This is a genomic window from Roseovarius sp. 10 (assembly GCF_033100315.1).
In the GTDB taxonomy this organism is placed as follows: domain Bacteria; phylum Pseudomonadota; class Alphaproteobacteria; order Rhodobacterales; family Rhodobacteraceae; genus M30B80.
The window spans coordinates 223,832-238,972 of sequence record NZ_JAWLVH010000001.1 but is presented as its reverse complement, the minus strand read 5'-3'; the positions used below and the strand labels follow the sequence as shown (position 1 = coordinate 238,972).

Genomic DNA, 15,141 nt, shown 5'->3' with positions numbered 1-15,141 from the left:
CCCCATGACTGAAACGATTTCGTTTGATTCTGCCCTTTGGATAAGCGCCGCCTCGATTATGGGGCTTTTGGTGCTGTCCGCGTTTTTCTCAGGTTCTGAAACGGCATTGACCGCTGCCTCGCGCGGGAAATTGCGCGCACAGGCGGATCGGGGCTCAAAGGGGGCTGAGCGCGCCTTGCGCATGACCGAAGACAGCGAGCGGCTGATCGGATCGGTTCTATTGGGCAATAATGTGGTCAATATCTTGGCTGCTTCTTTGGCGACCGCCCTATTCACGCGCCTGTTTGGGGAATCGGGCGTGGCGCTTGCCACGCTTGTCATGACCCTATTGGTTTTGATCTTTGCCGAAGTGCTGCCCAAAACCTATGCCATCACCAATGCCGAAAAGACCGCCGCCCGCGTCTCGCCCGTGATTGCGGTGGTGATTTTCTTGTTTTCGCCGATTGTGGGCGCGGTGCGAATTTTGGTGCGCGGGGTCTTACGCCTCTTTGGCGTGCAAACCGACCCTGACAGTAAAATCCTGTCCGCGCGCGAGGAAATCGCAGGGGCGATCACGCTGGGCCATTCCGAAGGGGCGGTGGAAAAAGAACATCGCGACCGCTTGCTTGGCGCGCTGGATTTGCACGAGCGGATGGTTGAGGAAATCATGTTGCATCGCTCGAAGATCGAAATGATCAATGCTGATGCCACGCCTGAGGAAATCTTGAGCCAAGCATTGCAATCCCCCCATACCCGCCTGCCCGTCTATCGCGGCGAGACAGAAAATATAATTGGCGTGATCCATGCAAAGGATTTGCTGCGCGCCATGGATGGTCTGACGCGCGGTGAAAACGCGAAGGGGATCGAAAATTTCCGTATCACCGATGTGGCCATGAAACCCTATTTCGTGCCTGACACCACCACATTGGACGAACAGATGCGCCAATTCCTGCGCCGCAAAACGCATTTCGCGTTGGTGGTGGACGAATACGGCGCTTTGCGCGGCTTGATCACGCTTGAAGATATCCTTGAGGAGATTGTGGGCGAAATCACCGATGAATTTGATGTGGATGAAGCGCCGCAGTTGAAACCTGGCCCCGATGGGCATTTCTTGATTGATGGGGCAATGACCATTCGTGATTTCAACCGCGCCACAGATTGGAGCCTTCCCGATGAAGAGGCCAACACTGTGGCAGGGTTGGTGATCCACGAGGCGCAAACAATTCCTGTCATCGGTCAGGCATTTTCCTTTCATGGCTTCCGCTTTGAGGTGGTGGCCCGTGAGAACAACCGTCTCACCCAGATCAAAATTCGCAAACTTGGCTGATCCGATCCCGCATAAAGCGCCCGCAATCGTGGTTCTCGCGGCAGGCAGGTCAAGCCGCATGCGGGGCCGCGACAAGTTGTTGGAAGATGTCGATGGCCAAGCCTTGCTGCGCCTCATGGTGGCGCGGGCACGCAAGGCGGGTGCATCTGCGGTGCGTGTGGTTCTGGCTGAGGGTCAAACAGACCGCGCCGCAGAACTGAGGGATTTCACGGATATCGAGATCATCCACCTGCCCGCAGGGCGCGACATGAGTGACAGTTTGAAAGCAGGGATTGCGGGGCTTGACTGCGCGGTGATGATCCTGTTGGCAGATCTGCCCGATCTGACCGCACATGACCTGTATCTGATGCTCACCTTCGCACAAATGCATCCAGATGCCATTTTGCGCGCGGCTGACAATAAAGGCCGCGCAGGACATCCAATTGTCTTTCCCCGCGATCTTCTGCCCGAACTTGTGAAAGTGACAGGGGATCAGGGCGCCCGCGCGGTGCTAGAGCAACATGGGGCGCGCATTGTGCATATCCCCCTGCCCGAAACCCGCGCGACAACAGACCTCGATACGCCCGAAGATTGGGCGGCGTGGCGCAAATCGCGGGCTTAGATAATATTGCGCATCATCCGATCCGTCCGAATATCGGACGCATAATCAACAATCGGGCGGGCGGCGGTTGCCTGAGCGCTTTGGCCTTCTTCTGTCTCTAACTCTGGGAAGAGAGACAAGATCTCACGCCGCTGCGCCGCATCCATGCCCCGCAATGTTTTGGTTTCTGCGTGAAAGCTTTCTGTCCAAATGCTGTCAGACATCACGATTTGATGATGCTCGAACATGATATGGATGTAATTCACCCGCACCGTATCGACCGCCATCACCTCGCGGTGGTCAATCAGATCGCGCGCGGCAATCAGGCTTTCGCCCGCCAATGCGGCGGGATGTTCAGGCATCAACAAAATGCGGTGACTGGGCGAAACCAACATATCACGCACGGGTAGTCCATGTCCCAAACAGCCCGCACGCAAAAGGACGGGGCGTAAGCTTGCGGCGCGCTGCATATCTGCACGCCCCAAAACACGGCCACCAATCCAAGCAATTTCTTGCACACCATTGTCACGGGTGACGATTTTATCCCCCTGCTGCAATGTCTCCACCGCGCGTTCGCCACGCAACGTGGCAATCATCGTGCCCGGCGTAAAGCAGGGCGTTACGGCAGTATGCGCGTCTTGTGCATGAAAATAGGATTGGGGCTGTGCTGTCATTTTTTTACTCAAAAATTCATTACTAACTCGATGGCACGGCTTAGACTCAGCCGAGGCGCCAAATTTTGACGGCCACATGCCTGTTCTCTGCCTCAATTGCTGCGATTCTAGGGCGCTCTTGCGGCGCTTTCATGACCATTTGAAATCCATGCCCCCGATTCCGTATGGCCGATACCTGTATATATTCTTCATGCAAAATATTAACACATTTTTTTCACCTCTTCGCCCCACCTAGGACGGTCTGGCTGCAAAACAAAGACGCCCGCCTGCAACGGGCGCAAAAGCGTGAAGATGCAGCAAAGGATAACCAAACCCATACTTTCGACAACTGGTGTCAATAGCAGTAAAACCCTAAACATAAAGGCACCCCTAATACCCCGCTGCTCTCAATGTGGCTTCCCCTAGGCGACATTGAGAGCAGCCCCCAAATCCCAAATGTTGCCACGGGATTCAGCCCCGCATTCCCCCAACGTGGCTGAAGAGAAACAGAATGTTTCTCACATGGGACAAGTTTGACGGGCCCCCTCACACGTAAAACATCGAAGGCTGACTTGGTTTTGCCATGGCGCAGATCACACGCTAGGCTGATTGCGCCCATTCCCGCTTTGTGAGGCCCCATGCAAACCACCGACCGCCCGACCCTCGTCTTTGACGTCAATGAAACATTGCTTGACCTGACCACGCTTGAACCTGTGTTTGCCCGCGCCTTTGGCGATGAGGCCATGATGCGGGTCTGGTTTTCTGAATTGATCCTTTATTCCCAAACCCTAACATTCGCGGGTCACTACCGCCCGTTTGGTGAACTGGGCATGGCGGTCTTTACAATGCTGGCCACAGTAAAAGGCATCGCTGTTCACAAGGATGATACAGCGGCGCTTGGCCATGCCCTCACCCATATGCCGCCCCATGGGGATGTTGAGGCAGGATTAACGCGCTTGCGTGCGGCGGGGTTTCGATTGGTCACACTGACCAACTCGCCCCTTGGCGCAGAATCGGCCCTGTTTCGCGCGGGGCTAGACCGCTTTTTTGACGGAAATTTCAGCGTGGCCGAGGTTGCAGCCTTCAAACCCGCCCCCGCGGTTTACGAACATCTTGCCACATCGCTGAACCTAGCCCCTGCTCAGTTGTGTATGATTGCCTGCCATATCTGGGATACGATCGGCGCACAGGCCTGCGGCTATCGCGGCGCGTTTTTGCATCGCACAGGCAATGCGCCCTTGCCGATTGCGGAAATACCGCAACCCGACATCATCGCGCGCGATATGACCGATCTAACAGATCAAATCATTGCGCGTTGGGGATAAGGGAAAAACAGAGCTTGGTACCCGAGGCCGGACTCGAACCGGCAAGCCGTTAGGCGGTGGATTTTGAATCCACTGCGTCTACCAATTCCGCCACTCGGGCTCTGTGCGAAGCGTCCTATACCGCGCACGGGGGCGCGTCAACGGGTCAACACGCAGCCAAGCGCGAAAGTTTGATCTTCGCTTACCGCGCGCCCTGTAAAGCGATAGACCAAAGACCCGACCCGCTCATGCAATGCGCGCCGCATAACCGCCACCTTATCGCGATATTCCCCAGAAAACCACTGATCCGCCATCGGACTATGATCCACGGGATAAGGGATCAAACTGCGCCACCCCGCCGCACAAAAGCTTGAGATCGCGCGCGGCATATGCATCGCCGATGTCACGATGATCCAATTCTGATTGGCCAAATCGGGGGTGATCTCACGGGCAATCGCGGCGGCATTCACCGCTGACTCGGCTGAATTGCGACTTTGCGATTCGAGGGTGAGGCGCTCAGCTGCAATCCCCGCCTCACGAATGGCCCTTGCGCTGACTTCAGCCTCACTCAAAGAATGGCCTTGAAGATCAAGCCGCCCCTGCCCACCTGCCACAATCACGGGCACATTCGGCAGGGCATGGGCCAAGGCAATGGTCGCCAAAATACGATCCGCCGCCTCGCCCGTATTGACGAGGCCCGTGCGGGCGGTGCGATCCGTATTCTCGGCGCCCGTCATCAGCACAACACCGCGCGCCCCTGTCAGATCAGGATTGGCCATAAAACGCGCCTCAAGCGGCCCTGCAATCCAACGATCCACCGGCGCGGCCATCACAAACCCCACAAAGCCAAGCGATAAGAGCCAGAACCAAAGCGCAGCACGCCGCCACCGCACAAGCAGCGCCAGCACCCCAAGCGCCCCCAAGATATGTGGCCATAACTCAACATAGAGCGCGAACCGCATCAGTTTAGACGCGTGGTAAAAAAGGTCTTCCCCCATCTCAGCCTTTCACGCTTCGAGTTCTGCATCCCAATACAGGAAATCCAACCAACTTTCATGCAGATAATTGGGTGGAAATTTTCGGCCCAGATTGCGCAGCTCCTCAGCCCCCGGTTGACGCGGGGCTTGGCGCAGGCTCATACCCGCCTGACGCAGGCTTTTTGCCCCTTTGCGCAGGTTACACCGACCACAGGCCGCCACAACATTTTCCCAAGATGTAACGCCACCCCGCGCGCGCGGCACAACGTGATCAAAGGTCAAATCCCCGCGCGAGCCGCAATATTGGCAAGAAAATTGATCCCGTAAAAAAAGATTAAAGCGCGTGAAGGCCACGCGCTTTTGAGGTTTCACATAATCTTTGAGAACAACCACAGAGGGGATTTTGATCTTGGTCGTTGGCGAATGAACGAAGGTGTCATACTCAGCCACGATATCCACCCGATCCAACCACACCGCCTTGACCGCTTCCTGCCACGGCCAAAGGGATAAAGGATAATAAGAAAGGGGGCGGTAATCCGCGTTCAGCACCAAAGCAGGATGTTGCTTTAGCGATGCGGGTTCGCGCGTAAATTCCGTCCTGAAATCGCCATCCATGAGTGACTCCGTCTCCGCTCTGTTTGCCTGCGCCTCAAGCACCAGAGCGGGAGCCCCGCTCCAGCATTGACCCCACTATATATGGGCATTGCAATCTGGCAAGCCCCTTCATCTATGTGGTCACAATCCCAAGGGTAACGAAACTGAACGTCACTTTTGTGACATTGGGGGCACTCACCCCGCCTGTCTAATCTTCCAGCCCGAATTTATCGCGCAAAAAGGCCAGACAAACCTGCAACCCATCAGGCGCAATCCCATGCCCTGTGCCCCGCATGATATGGGCATAAACCTCGCGCCAGCCTGCTTCTTGCAGCGCCTCTGCGGCTTCGGGCAAGGCTTGTGGGGGGACAACATCATCTTGATCGCCATGGATCAGCAATACGGGCGGGCGACACTCCGCCTCCTCTTTCAGGCGTTCTGGCTCCAACAAACGGCCCGAAAACCCAACCACTGCGCGCAGGCTATCTTCCAGGCGCGGCGCAACATGTAAGCTCAACATCGTGCCTTGCGAAAACCCAACCAAGGCTACATCGCGCGCCGTCAGATTGTTCTCTTCCATCACCTGTTCCAAAAACGCGTTGAAATCATCAAAGGCCCGCGCAAGCCCTGCGCGGGCATCCTCCTCGGATGAGCCATCAATCCACGGGATCGGGAACCATTGATACCCCATCGGATTAACCGAACAGGCCTCGGGCGCATTAGGGGCGATGAAAATTGTGTCAGGCAGATGTGGGGCCATCGGATCGGCCAATCCCAAAAGATCAGCCCCATCCGCGCCATAGCCATGCACGAAAATCACCGCGCGGGCGATATAGCCTGACTGCGGCTCGCTGCTTTTGTAATCCAATGCGCGCGTCATGCGACCCCCTCACGTTCTTTGACCATGTGGTAGTAGCCCCAGAGCGCCCGCGCGGCAATGGCCCGATGCGGCGTCCAAGGCGCCGCCATGGCGCGCAAGCGCCGCTCATCTGGCCGCTGCGGCAGATCAAACAAAACGCGCGCCGCCTCTTGCAGGGCCAAATCACCCGCGGCGAAGGCATCGGAATGGCCAAGGGCAAACATCGCGTAAATTTCTGCCGTCCAACGGCCAATCCCTTTGACAGCGGTCAAAGCGGCCACCACCTCATCGGTGCTTTGGCTGTGCAGCCGCGCATAATCAATCCGCGCCTCGGCCAAAGCGCGCATATACCCTGCCTTTTGACGGCTGAGGCCAAGCGCGCGCAAATCGGCCTCGGATGCAGCCAAAACCGCATCTGGCTGTAACATTCCCGCCTCTGCAAGGCGCGCGGTGATCGCATTCGCACTGGCCACTGAAACCTGCTGCGAGATAATGGCCTTGGCGAGGGCCACAAACCCCGCCTCTCTTGATCGCAAGGTAACGCGGGCAGGATCAACACGGGCAAAAGCAGGTTCAATCTGGCACAGGGCGGCCAACCCATCAGACAGCAAATTTTCGTCTTTGAGATGATAAGCCTGATCCATTGTTCAACCTGTCGCAGCAAAATCTTGCATTCCACCCTAGACCTGATGCGCAGAAAGGCCTAGCCCTGTGGCCATATGTGCCAAAGAATGAATATATCCCATGACCACCGCTCAAATTGATGATCGCGCCGCCAAACGCAATGTTTTCGTTTTGATCCTTGCGCAGGCCTTCCTTGGCGCGCAAATGCCGATGATCTTTGTGGTGGGCGGGCTTGCGGGCCTGATGATCGCACCAAGCCCCGCATTGGCCACAATCCCGATTTCTTTGATCGTCTTTGGCTCGATGACCACTGCACCGTGGTTGTCGGCGCTCATGCAGAAATATGGACGGCGGGTTGGGTTCTTTGTTGGCGCGCTTGGCGGGGCCTTAGGGGCGGGCATTGCCAGTTTGGGCCTCTATCTCGACAATTTCGCGGTCTTCCTAATCGGCTCCTATCTGACGGGCATTTATATGTCGGCGCATGGGTTTTACCGCTTTGCCGCTGCCGATAGCGCCTCGGACGATTTTCGCCCGCGCGCCATTTCCTACGTTATGGCGGGCGGCCTTCTGTCGGCATTGATAGGGCCGCAATTGGTCAAATTCACCTCCGATGCCACTGTTGTGCCCTTTCTGGGCACTTACCTTTCTGTGGTTTTGATCAATCTCATCGGTGTCACTTTGTTCTTCTTCCTCGATGTGCCACCCCCCAAAGCCCCAAGCGCGGATGCGCCGCAGGCCCGCAGTCGCCGCGAATTGCTGCGCGACCCGAAAATCGCCGTTGCGATTATCTGCGGCATGGTTTCCTACGCTTTGATGAATTTGATGATGACATCGACCCCCTTGGCCGTGGTCGGATGTGGATTTCCAACCGGAACCGCCGCAGATATCGTCTCGGCCCATGTGATCGCGATGTATGCCCCCTCGTTTTTCACGGGCCATGTCATCGCGCGATTTGGCGCGGTGCGGGTTTTGGCGCTTGGCCTATTCTTACTCGCGCTTGCGGGCGTGGTAGCCTTGATGGGCGTTGAATTGACGAATTTCTTCATCGCGCTTGTTCTCTTGGGCATTGGTTGGAATTTTGGGTTTATCGGCGCAACCGCCATGCTGACCCAAGCCCATCCTGCGCATGAGCGGGGGCGCGTGCAGGGCTTGAATGATTTTCTGGTCTTTGGCTGCGTCACCCTTGCATCGCTGTCATCAGGGGTTTTGATGTCTTTGGGGGAAACCACCCTTGCAGGGTGGAATGCGGTAAATATCGCAATGATCCCGTTTTTGGCCCTCGCAGGCGCTGCCCTAATCTGGCTTGTGCTGCGCCCCGCTGATGAGGCCGCCGCCTGATCCTACCAGCGCCCTGTCAGGGAAACATAGGCAAGGCGCAGACGCTTACCTGCCTCTGATGGCTCTAGCCCGCCTTGCGCGACAAGGGCAGGATGGGCAGCCGCCTTTTTCAAAATAGGCTCTGCCAGCCATGCCGCGTATAGCGCGGGCGTCACATGGGCGGGGATCATTCCCCGCTCTATGCGCGCGGCGCGCAATTTACCAAGCCCCATTCGCGCCAAATGGGCCACAGTGGACGGGCGACCATCATGTAAAGGGGCATGCCCCTTTTCCTCAAGCGCGGGGATCGCGCGCAGATAATTGGCCAACCCCATGGCCCAACCAATCGCACGAATGGCAGGCTCGAACATGTCCTGCGCCCCCAAACTGCGCGCAGCCATCCACAAAAGCCCTGCCCCCGTGGCCTCGATATAGGCGCTGAACGCGGCCTCATCCGCGAAGCCATCCTTGGTGGTGTCGCGCATCCGTGCCGCCACAAGATCGGACAAAAGCCCTGCATCGCGCGCGGGCAAACTGGCCGCCAAAGGGGCCGCCCATTCATGCGCAGGCAAGGCCCGCCCCGCCTGCAATGCATCGGCCAGATCCGCCCAAAATTGCAAGCGCATCTGTGCCACCAATGGCTCAGGCGAGGCATAGGGCGCGCGCGCAATTTCCAAATTTACCGCATAAATTGCAAAAAGACGGGCGCGCAGATCGGGCGGTGCGGCCATCACGGCCAAGAACCGCTCGGGATCGCCACGCTCGATCACGCTTGCAAGCCGCGCCAAATCTTGGCTCATGATGCAGGCGCCCCGTCTTGGATCAGTTTCCAATGTACCGCATCCAAAAGCGCCTCGAAACTCGCATCCACGATATTCGCAGAAACACCCACAGTCGACCAACGCCGCCCTGTATCATCTTCGCTGTCAATGATGACACGCGTAACCGCCTCGGTGCCCCCTTGGGTGATCCGCACTTTGAAATCAACCAGACGGATCGTGTCGATATAGCTTTGATACGGCCCCAAATCCTTGGCCAAGGCTTTGGAGAGCGCATTTACGGGGCCGCGATCTGATCCTGTCTCATCCATGCTTTCAGAGACAGACAACATTTTCTGATCGCCAATTTTCACAACCACGACCGCCTCGGAAAGGCTGACCATCTTGTCATATTTGTTTTTGCGCCGCTCAACAGTCACGCGATAGCGTTTGACCTCAAAAAAGCGGGGCATCTGGCCAAGGGCGCGCCGCGCAAGCAATTCGAAACTTGCTTGGGCGGTGTCATAGGAATACCCTGCCGCCTCGCGCGCTTTGATCTCCTCTAGGATTTGGCCAAGCGCGGGGTCACCATCATCCACCATAATCCCCGCCTCGCTCAGGCGGCGGCGCAGATTGGATTGTCCCGCTTGGTTTGACATCGGGATCACCCGCGCATTTCCGACCAACTCGGGCTGGATGTGTTCATAAGTGGTGGGGTTTTTCAGGATTGCCGAAGCATGCAAACCCGCCTTATGCGCAAAGGCGGAGCTGCCCACATAGGGGGCTTGGCGCTGTGGCACGCGGTTGAGAATTTCATCCAACAAGCGCGAGGCACGGGTCAGGTTTTTCAACCCCGCTTCGCTGACGCCAATTTCATATTGGCTGCAATAGGGGTCTTTCAAAAGCAGGGTCGCAATCAGTGTGGTCAGATTGGCATTGCCGCAGCGCTCGCCCAAACCATTGAGCGTGCCTTGAATATGGCGCGCGCCCGCATCTATCGCGGCCAAACTGCCCGCAACGGCGGTTTCGGTGTCATTGTGGGTGTGAATGCCCAAACGATCCCCCGCCACGCCAGAGGCGATTACCGCCCGCGTGATATGGCCAATCTCATCAGGCAAAGTGCCGCCATTCGTATCGCACAGAACGATCCACCGCGCCCCCGCATCGTGCGCCGCGTGAATGGCGGCCAATGCATAATCTGGGTTGGCCTTATAGCCATCAAAGAAATGTTCTGCGTCAAACAGCGCCTCGCGCCCTGCTTCCACGAGATGGGCGATGGAGGCGCGGATATTTTCAAGGTTCTCTTCAAGGCTGATCCCAAGCGCCTCGGTCACATGGAAATCATGGGTTTTGCCCACCAGACAAACCGCAGCCGTGCCCGCATTCATCACGCCCGCCAGAACATCATCATTCGCGGCAGAGCGGCCTGCGCGTTTGGTCATACCGAAGGCCGCCATGGTCGCACGGGTCTCAGGCACCGCTTCGAAAAAGGCACTGTCCGTAGGGTTGGCGCCGGGCCAGCCCCCTTCGATATAATCCACGCCCAGATCATCGAGCATCGCGGCGATGCGCAGCTTGTCTTGGGTGGAGAATTGCACCCCTTGGGTCTGCTGCCCGTCCCGCAGGGTGGTGTCATAGAGATAGAGGCGATCGCGGGTCATGTTGCCCCCCATGTTTTGCCTGCGCAAAGCGCAGGCAGCGCCCGCACCGCCCCCCAAGGGGCGGGCGTAGTTCTGTTCCAAAGGCCACTCACAAGAGGCCCTCCAATTTCAACGGGTCAAATTTCGCGGTCGGGATCAACTCGACCCCCTCCTTACTCATCCGCACCTCGACCCCCGCATCGCTCAGGGCAGATTTCAGCGCGTCAACAGGTGCGAAATCTTTGGTCTCCATTGCAGTCTGCCGCACGGCAAACAACTGCGCCTCCAATGCCGAAAGATCAACATCGGGGGAGGCTGCCCAATCAGGCACTCCGACAGAGGCTAGACCCAAAATCGAGAGGCCCGCACGCAAGGATGCAGCATCCCCAGACTGCGAAATCTGATGCAAGGCCGTAATCGCAAGGGGTGTGTTCAAATCATCAAACAGCGCCGCAAGCATCGCGTCAGGCACAGGGGCCTGCGGCGCATCAGCGGCCTGAGCATACCATTTGCGCAGCGTCTTCTCCGCCTCCGCCGCCTTCTTCGCGGTCCAATCCATGGGCTTCGAATAATGCGTGGACAGCATCACGAAGCGGATCACTTCGCCCGGCACACCCTGATCCAGCAAATCGCGCACGGTGAAGAAATTGCCCAAGGATTTGGACATTTTCTTACCCTCGACCTGCAGCATTTCATTATGCATCCAAATATTGGCAAAGCCCGCGCCTTGATGGGCGCAGCAGCTTTGCGCGATCTCGTTCTCATGATGCGGGAACATCAGATCATTGCCGCCGCCATGGATGTCGAAATGCGGCCCCAGCAATTCGTGGCTCATGGCCGAACATTCAATATGCCACCCCGGACGGCCATACCCCCATGGGCTGTCCCATCCGGGCGTGTCCGCATCAGATGGTTTCCACAGCACGAAATCCATCGCATCGCGTTTATAGGGGGCCACCTCGACCCGCGCGCCTGCGATCATATCCTCGACTGTGCGCCCTGAAAGGCGGCCATAATCAGGATAGGAGGCAACAGAAAAGAGCACATGCCCTTCAGCCGCATAGGCGTGACCCTTGGCGATCAGATCTTCGATCATCGCGATCATCTGCGGGATATATTCGGTCGCGCGCGGCTCATGGGTGGGGCGGCTTACGCCGATAGCATCCATATCGGCGTGATACCAACCGATGGTTTCCTCAGTGATCTCGCCAATCGCGCGCCCTGTTTCACGGGCCTTCGCGTTGATCTTGTCATCCACATCGGTGAAATTGCGCACATAGGTGACATGATCTTTGCCGTAGACATGGCACAGCAGCCGATACAGCACATCAAACACAATCGCAGGGCGGGCATTGCCGAGATGGGCGCGGTCATAGACAGTTGGCCCGCAAACATAGAGGCGCAGATTCGTTGGATCAATCGGGGCGAAAACCTCGATTTTGCGCGTCATAGAATTGCGAAGCTTGATCTCACCCATCGCTTAGATTGCCCCTCTCCCTGAGCCTGACGCGGCACTGCGGCCACAGCAGAATTAGCGCCATTGCCCTATCAGGTTGTTTTGGAATTGAAAATAACCCTTCGCGCGCCCGTTCCCGTCAGCGCGACCCAACCCTCGAGCAAGTGCCGCATAAATTCCTTGCATTCGATAAGAAATTGCACATTTTTAGGGCCATGTTTGAAGAGTTTGTCGAGCGCCATTGCAAATCCCTGCCTGGTGCGCGCCTGGCTGAACCATTTGGCCCAGACATGTATGTCTGGACAGTGGCCGAGAAGATGTTTGCTGCTTACACCAAAGGCAGCACGGGCGTGTCTATTCGCGCCAGATCGGCCCAAGAGGCGCAAAAAATGATCCAACAAGGCAAGGCCGTCTCTGCCCCCTATCTCAAAAGCGGGGGCTGGGTGATGGTTGAGTGGCGCAACACAAGCCCGCATGAGCTGCGCCGCTATATCACGCAAAGCTATGCCCAAGTGCGGGCAGAATTAAACCCAAACCAACAGGCCAGCCTGCCGCCCTTTGATGCGGCGCAATTCAAGGGTTAACGGGGCAATGCCGCCGCTTCGCGCGCAAGGCTGGTGATTGCCTCCCAATCCCCTGCGGCCATGGCCGCCTTTGGCGCGACCCATGATCCGCCTGCGCACAGCACATTGGACAGGCTCAGATAGCTTTGCGCATTGGCAAGGCTGATCCCACCCGTGGGGCAAAAGGCCACTTGCGGGATTGGCCCGCCGATGGATTTCAACGCAGGCGCCCCGCCAACCGCCTCGGCGGGGAAGAATTTCAGCATATCATAGCCTCGCTCATAAAGCGCCATCACCTCAGACGCGGTGACAGCGCCTGGAAGAAGCGGCAGCGCCTCATCTTCTGCCGCGGCCAAGACACGATCTGTCGCGCCGGGGCTAACCGCAAAACGCGCCCCTGCGGCCTTTGCGGCCTTCATATCGGCAGGGGTCAAGATCGTGCCTGCACCTACAATCCCACCCTCAACCTCAGACATGGCGGCGATGGCATCCAAGGCACAGGCGCTGCGTAATGTGACCTCTAGCACAGGCAGACCACCCGCAACCAAGGCACGGGCCAAAGGCACCGCATGGGCGAGATCCTCGATCACCAAAACGGGAATTATGGGGGCGTGGGCCGCAAGGCCCCGCGCGAATTTTGATTGATCTTGCGGTGTCATGGGACCCCTTCCCTTTGTTACACGACAACACCAGCACCGCTTGAGGCGGGGCCAGCATGGGCGCGGAAGATTTCAAACAATTCACGGCCAATCCCGTGGCCATTGGCGCCAAGATCAGGTGTGACGGCGGCGCGATCTGCCAAATCAGGCACCAGAGCCTCAAGCACGCCTTTGACAGCATCCACGCGGATCATATCGCCCTCCTGTAACCGCGCAAGGAAACCACCATCCAACGCCTCGGGGCTGACATGGATTGCGGCAGGCACTTTGCCCGATGCGCCCGACATACGGCCATCCGTCACCAAGGCCACCTTGTGGCCGCGATCCTGCAACACCGCCAAAATCGGTGTCAGGTTATGTAATTCTGGCATCCCGTTGGCCTTTGGCCCTTGGAACCGCACCACGACCACAACGTCGCGGTTCAAATCGCCTGCCTGAAACGCCGCTTTGACCGAGGCTTGATCATGGAAAATTGCGGCGGGGGCCTCGATCACCTGACGCTCAGGGGCGACAGCGGACACCTTCATCACACCTTCGCCCAAATTGCCCTTAAGCGCCACAAGCCCGCCTGTGCTTTGGAAGGCATCCTTCGCAGGGCGCAGAATTTTTTCGTTCAGCGTGGTCTTGGGCCCTGCCTGATACACCACCCCGCCATCGCTTAGTTTTGGCTCTTGCGTGTAATGGGCCAAACCCTGCCCCATCACTGTCTGGGTGTCGGGGTGCAATAAGCCCGCATCGAGCAATTCGCCAATCATAAAGCCCAAACCGCCCGCAGCGTGGAAATGGTTCACATCGGCCAACCCATTGGGATAGACCCGCGCCATCAGCGGCGTTGCAGCAGAGATATCCGCGAAATCCTGCGGCTCTAGGATAACACCCGCCGCGCGGGCCATGGCGACCAAATGGATGACCAAATTGGTCGACCCGCCTGTGGCCATCAACCCAACAAGACCGTTCACAAAGGCCTTTTCATCCAGAATATCGCAAACAGGGCGATACTGATCCCCAAGCGCGGTGATCTTGGCCACCTGCGCAACCCCAGCATCGGTCAGCGCATCGCGCAAGGGCGTATGCGGGTTCACGAAACTGGCGCCTGGCAAATGCAGACCCATAAATTCCATCAGCATTTGGTTGGAATTGGCCGTGCCATAAAAGGTGCAGGTGCCTGGCCCATGATAAGAGGCCATCTCGGCCTTCATCAATTCCTCGCGGCCGACCTCGCCTGCGGCGAATTTCTGGCGCACCTTCGCCTTTTCATCATTGGGTAGACCACTGGTCATCGGCCCTGCAGGCAAAAAGATGGATGGCAAATAGCCAAATGTCGCCGCTGAAATTACCAAACCCGGAACGATTTTATCGCAAACGCCCAAATAAATTGCCGCGTCAAAGGTATTATGGCTTAACGCGACACCCGCGGCCAAGGCGATTACATCGCGGGAGAACAAGCTTAGCTCCATCCCCACCTGCCCTTGGGTGACCCCATCGCACATGGCAGGCACACCGCCCGCAACCTGCGCCGTGGCCCCGTTGGCCCGCGCTGCGGCCTTAATCCGTTCGGGGAAAGCCTCAAAGGGCTTATGCGCGGAAAGCATATCGTTATAGGCGGTCACAATCCCAAGATTTGGCGCGCGTGCCGCCACCAAAGGATCCTTGTCCCCCTCCATCGCCGCATAAGCATGGGCCTGATTGCCACAGGTCAAATGCGCACGGCGCGGGCCATCGGCGGCCGCTGCACGCATCCGATCCAGATAGGTCTTACGCGGCCCTTGCGAGCGCGCAATGATCCGCGCGGTGACAGCTTCGATACGGGTATCCAAGGACATAGACAAAAACCTCCATCTTCTGAGGCTT

15 protein-coding genes and 1 tRNA gene are annotated in these 15,141 nt (G+C 57.6%); 5 read left to right on the top strand and 11 right to left on the bottom strand.

Features of this window, described 5'->3' with window-relative positions; all coding sequences use genetic code 11:
• The first annotated feature begins 4 nt into the window (after window positions 1–4).
• Together RYZ18_RS01130 and RYZ18_RS01125 are read left to right on the top strand one after the other, a co-directional pair.
• Complete coding sequence (locus RYZ18_RS01130) at window positions 5–1,306, top strand: HlyC/CorC family transporter (RefSeq protein ID WP_317654541.1); 1,302 nt, start codon at window positions 5–7, stop codon at window positions 1,304–1,306.
• A complete protein-coding gene (locus tag RYZ18_RS01125; RefSeq protein ID WP_317654539.1) occupies window positions 1,260–1,907 on the top strand; it encodes a nucleotidyltransferase family protein in 648 nt (215 codons plus the stop codon). Before RYZ18_RS01130 ends, RYZ18_RS01125 begins: the two co-directional genes overlap by 47 nt.
• On the opposite strand, the gene RYZ18_RS01120 is transcribed toward RYZ18_RS01125, so the two are convergent.
• Window positions 1,904–2,560, bottom strand: a complete 657-nt coding sequence (locus tag RYZ18_RS01120; RefSeq protein WP_317654537.1) for a Hint domain-containing protein — start codon at window positions 2,558–2,560, stop codon at window positions 1,904–1,906. The two genes, RYZ18_RS01125 and RYZ18_RS01120, sit on opposite strands and share 4 nt — an antisense overlap.
• 617 nt (window positions 2,561–3,177) lie before the next feature.
• On the opposite strand from RYZ18_RS01120, the gene RYZ18_RS01115 reads away from it, so the two are divergent.
• The gene (locus RYZ18_RS01115) at window positions 3,178–3,864 is read left to right on the top strand and encodes a haloacid dehalogenase type II (protein WP_317654535.1); all 687 of its coding nucleotides are present in this window, start codon (window positions 3,178–3,180) and stop codon (window positions 3,862–3,864) included.
• Window positions 3,865–3,879: 15 nt separating this feature from the next.
• Here RYZ18_RS01115 and RYZ18_RS01110 read toward each other — a convergent pair.
• The 5 genes from RYZ18_RS01110 to RYZ18_RS01090 form a co-directional block, all read right to left on the bottom strand.
• Window positions 3,880–3,964 (bottom strand) — tRNA-Leu (locus tag RYZ18_RS01110).
• A gap of 37 nt (window positions 3,965–4,001) precedes the next feature.
• Window positions 4,002–4,841, bottom strand: coding sequence for a YdcF family protein (locus RYZ18_RS01105; protein WP_317654533.1), 840 nt, complete (start codon window positions 4,839–4,841; stop codon window positions 4,002–4,004).
• Window positions 4,842–4,850: 9 nt separating this feature from the next.
• The gene (locus RYZ18_RS01100) at window positions 4,851–5,435 is read right to left on the bottom strand and encodes an HNH endonuclease (protein WP_317654532.1); all 585 of its coding nucleotides are present in this window, start codon (window positions 5,433–5,435) and stop codon (window positions 4,851–4,853) included.
• A gap of 187 nt (window positions 5,436–5,622) precedes the next feature.
• Window positions 5,623–6,294: an alpha/beta hydrolase gene (locus RYZ18_RS01095; protein ID WP_317654531.1), complete on the bottom strand. Its 672-nt coding sequence runs from the start codon at window positions 6,292–6,294 to the stop codon at window positions 5,623–5,625.
• On the bottom strand, window positions 6,291–6,917 hold the full coding sequence (locus RYZ18_RS01090) for a DNA-3-methyladenine glycosylase 2 family protein (RefSeq protein WP_317654530.1): 627 nt from the start codon (window positions 6,915–6,917) through the stop codon (window positions 6,291–6,293). Before RYZ18_RS01090 ends, RYZ18_RS01095 begins: the two co-directional genes overlap by 4 nt.
• Before the next feature lie 100 nt (window positions 6,918–7,017).
• Between RYZ18_RS01090 and RYZ18_RS01085 the strand changes: the two genes are divergently transcribed.
• Window positions 7,018–8,235, top strand: a complete 1,218-nt coding sequence (locus tag RYZ18_RS01085; RefSeq protein WP_317654528.1) for an MFS transporter — start codon at window positions 7,018–7,020, stop codon at window positions 8,233–8,235.
• A gap of 2 nt (window positions 8,236–8,237) precedes the next feature.
• On the opposite strand, the gene RYZ18_RS01080 is transcribed toward RYZ18_RS01085, so the two are convergent.
• The 3 genes from RYZ18_RS01080 to cysS all read right to left on the bottom strand — a co-directional run bounded on the left by RYZ18_RS01080 (window position 8,238) and on the right by cysS (window position 12,089).
• On the bottom strand, window positions 8,238–9,014 hold the full coding sequence (locus RYZ18_RS01080) for a squalene/phytoene synthase family protein (protein WP_317654526.1): 777 nt from the start codon (window positions 9,012–9,014) through the stop codon (window positions 8,238–8,240).
• On the bottom strand, window positions 9,011–10,633 hold the full coding sequence (gene cimA / locus RYZ18_RS01075) for a citramalate synthase (RefSeq protein ID WP_317654524.1): 1,623 nt from the start codon (window positions 10,631–10,633) through the stop codon (window positions 9,011–9,013). Before cimA ends, RYZ18_RS01080 begins: the two co-directional genes overlap by 4 nt.
• A gap of 88 nt (window positions 10,634–10,721) precedes the next feature.
• On the bottom strand, window positions 10,722–12,089 hold the full coding sequence (gene cysS / locus RYZ18_RS01070) for a cysteine--tRNA ligase (protein ID WP_317654522.1): 1,368 nt from the start codon (window positions 12,087–12,089) through the stop codon (window positions 10,722–10,724).
• A 194-nt stretch (window positions 12,090–12,283) separates the two neighbouring features.
• Here cysS and RYZ18_RS01065 point away from each other — a divergent pair, with 194 nt between their 5' ends.
• Window positions 12,284–12,652, top strand: a complete 369-nt coding sequence (locus tag RYZ18_RS01065; protein WP_317654521.1) for an MmcQ/YjbR family DNA-binding protein — start codon at window positions 12,284–12,286, stop codon at window positions 12,650–12,652.
• Here the strand turns inward: RYZ18_RS01065 and eda are convergent.
• Window positions 12,649–13,290 carry a bifunctional 4-hydroxy-2-oxoglutarate aldolase/2-dehydro-3-deoxy-phosphogluconate aldolase gene (eda, locus tag RYZ18_RS01060; protein ID WP_317654519.1) on the bottom strand — a complete coding sequence of 214 codons (642 nt, stop codon included), beginning with the start codon at window positions 13,288–13,290 and terminating at the stop codon, window positions 12,649–12,651. The genes RYZ18_RS01065 and eda overlap by 4 nt on opposite strands.
• Window positions 13,291–13,307: 17 nt before the next feature.
• Complete coding sequence (gene edd, locus RYZ18_RS01055; RefSeq protein WP_317654518.1) at window positions 13,308–15,113, bottom strand: phosphogluconate dehydratase; 1,806 nt, start codon at window positions 15,111–15,113, stop codon at window positions 13,308–13,310.
• Window positions 15,114–15,141: the final 28 nt, after the last annotated feature.

What these genes read in the sequence shown, in the direction of transcription:
- RYZ18_RS01090 (WP_317654530.1), bottom strand. Translation starts at nt 6,917, where the DNA reads ATGGATCAGGCTTATCATCTCAAAGACGAAAATTTGCTGTCTGATGGG.
- RYZ18_RS01100 (WP_317654532.1), bottom strand. Translation starts at nt 5,435, where the DNA reads ATGGATGGCGATTTCAGGACGGAATTTACGCGCGAACCCGCATCGCTA.
- cimA (WP_317654524.1), bottom strand. Translation starts at nt 10,633, where the DNA reads ATGACCCGCGATCGCCTCTATCTCTATGACACCACCCTGCGGGACGGG.
- edd (WP_317654518.1), bottom strand. Translation starts at nt 15,113, where the DNA reads ATGTCCTTGGATACCCGTATCGAAGCTGTCACCGCGCGGATCATTGCG.
- eda (WP_317654519.1), bottom strand. Translation starts at nt 13,290, where the DNA reads ATGACACCGCAAGATCAATCAAAATTCGCGCGGGGCCTTGCGGCCCAC.
- cysS (WP_317654522.1), bottom strand. Translation starts at nt 12,089, where the DNA reads ATGGGTGAGATCAAGCTTCGCAATTCTATGACGCGCAAAATCGAGGTT.
- RYZ18_RS01085 (WP_317654528.1), top strand. Translation starts at nt 7,018, where the DNA reads ATGACCACCGCTCAAATTGATGATCGCGCCGCCAAACGCAATGTTTTC.
- RYZ18_RS01105 (WP_317654533.1), bottom strand. Translation starts at nt 4,841, where the DNA reads ATGGGGGAAGACCTTTTTTACCACGCGTCTAAACTGATGCGGTTCGCG.
- RYZ18_RS01115 (WP_317654535.1), top strand. Translation starts at nt 3,178, where the DNA reads ATGCAAACCACCGACCGCCCGACCCTCGTCTTTGACGTCAATGAAACA.
- RYZ18_RS01080 (WP_317654526.1), bottom strand. Translation starts at nt 9,014, where the DNA reads ATGAGCCAAGATTTGGCGCGGCTTGCAAGCGTGATCGAGCGTGGCGAT.
- RYZ18_RS01120 (WP_317654537.1), bottom strand. Translation starts at nt 2,560, where the DNA reads ATGACAGCACAGCCCCAATCCTATTTTCATGCACAAGACGCGCATACT.
- RYZ18_RS01095 (WP_317654531.1), bottom strand. Translation starts at nt 6,294, where the DNA reads ATGACGCGCGCATTGGATTACAAAAGCAGCGAGCCGCAGTCAGGCTAT.
- RYZ18_RS01130 (WP_317654541.1), top strand. Translation starts at nt 5, where the DNA reads ATGACTGAAACGATTTCGTTTGATTCTGCCCTTTGGATAAGCGCCGCC.
- RYZ18_RS01065 (WP_317654521.1), top strand. Translation starts at nt 12,284, where the DNA reads ATGTTTGAAGAGTTTGTCGAGCGCCATTGCAAATCCCTGCCTGGTGCG.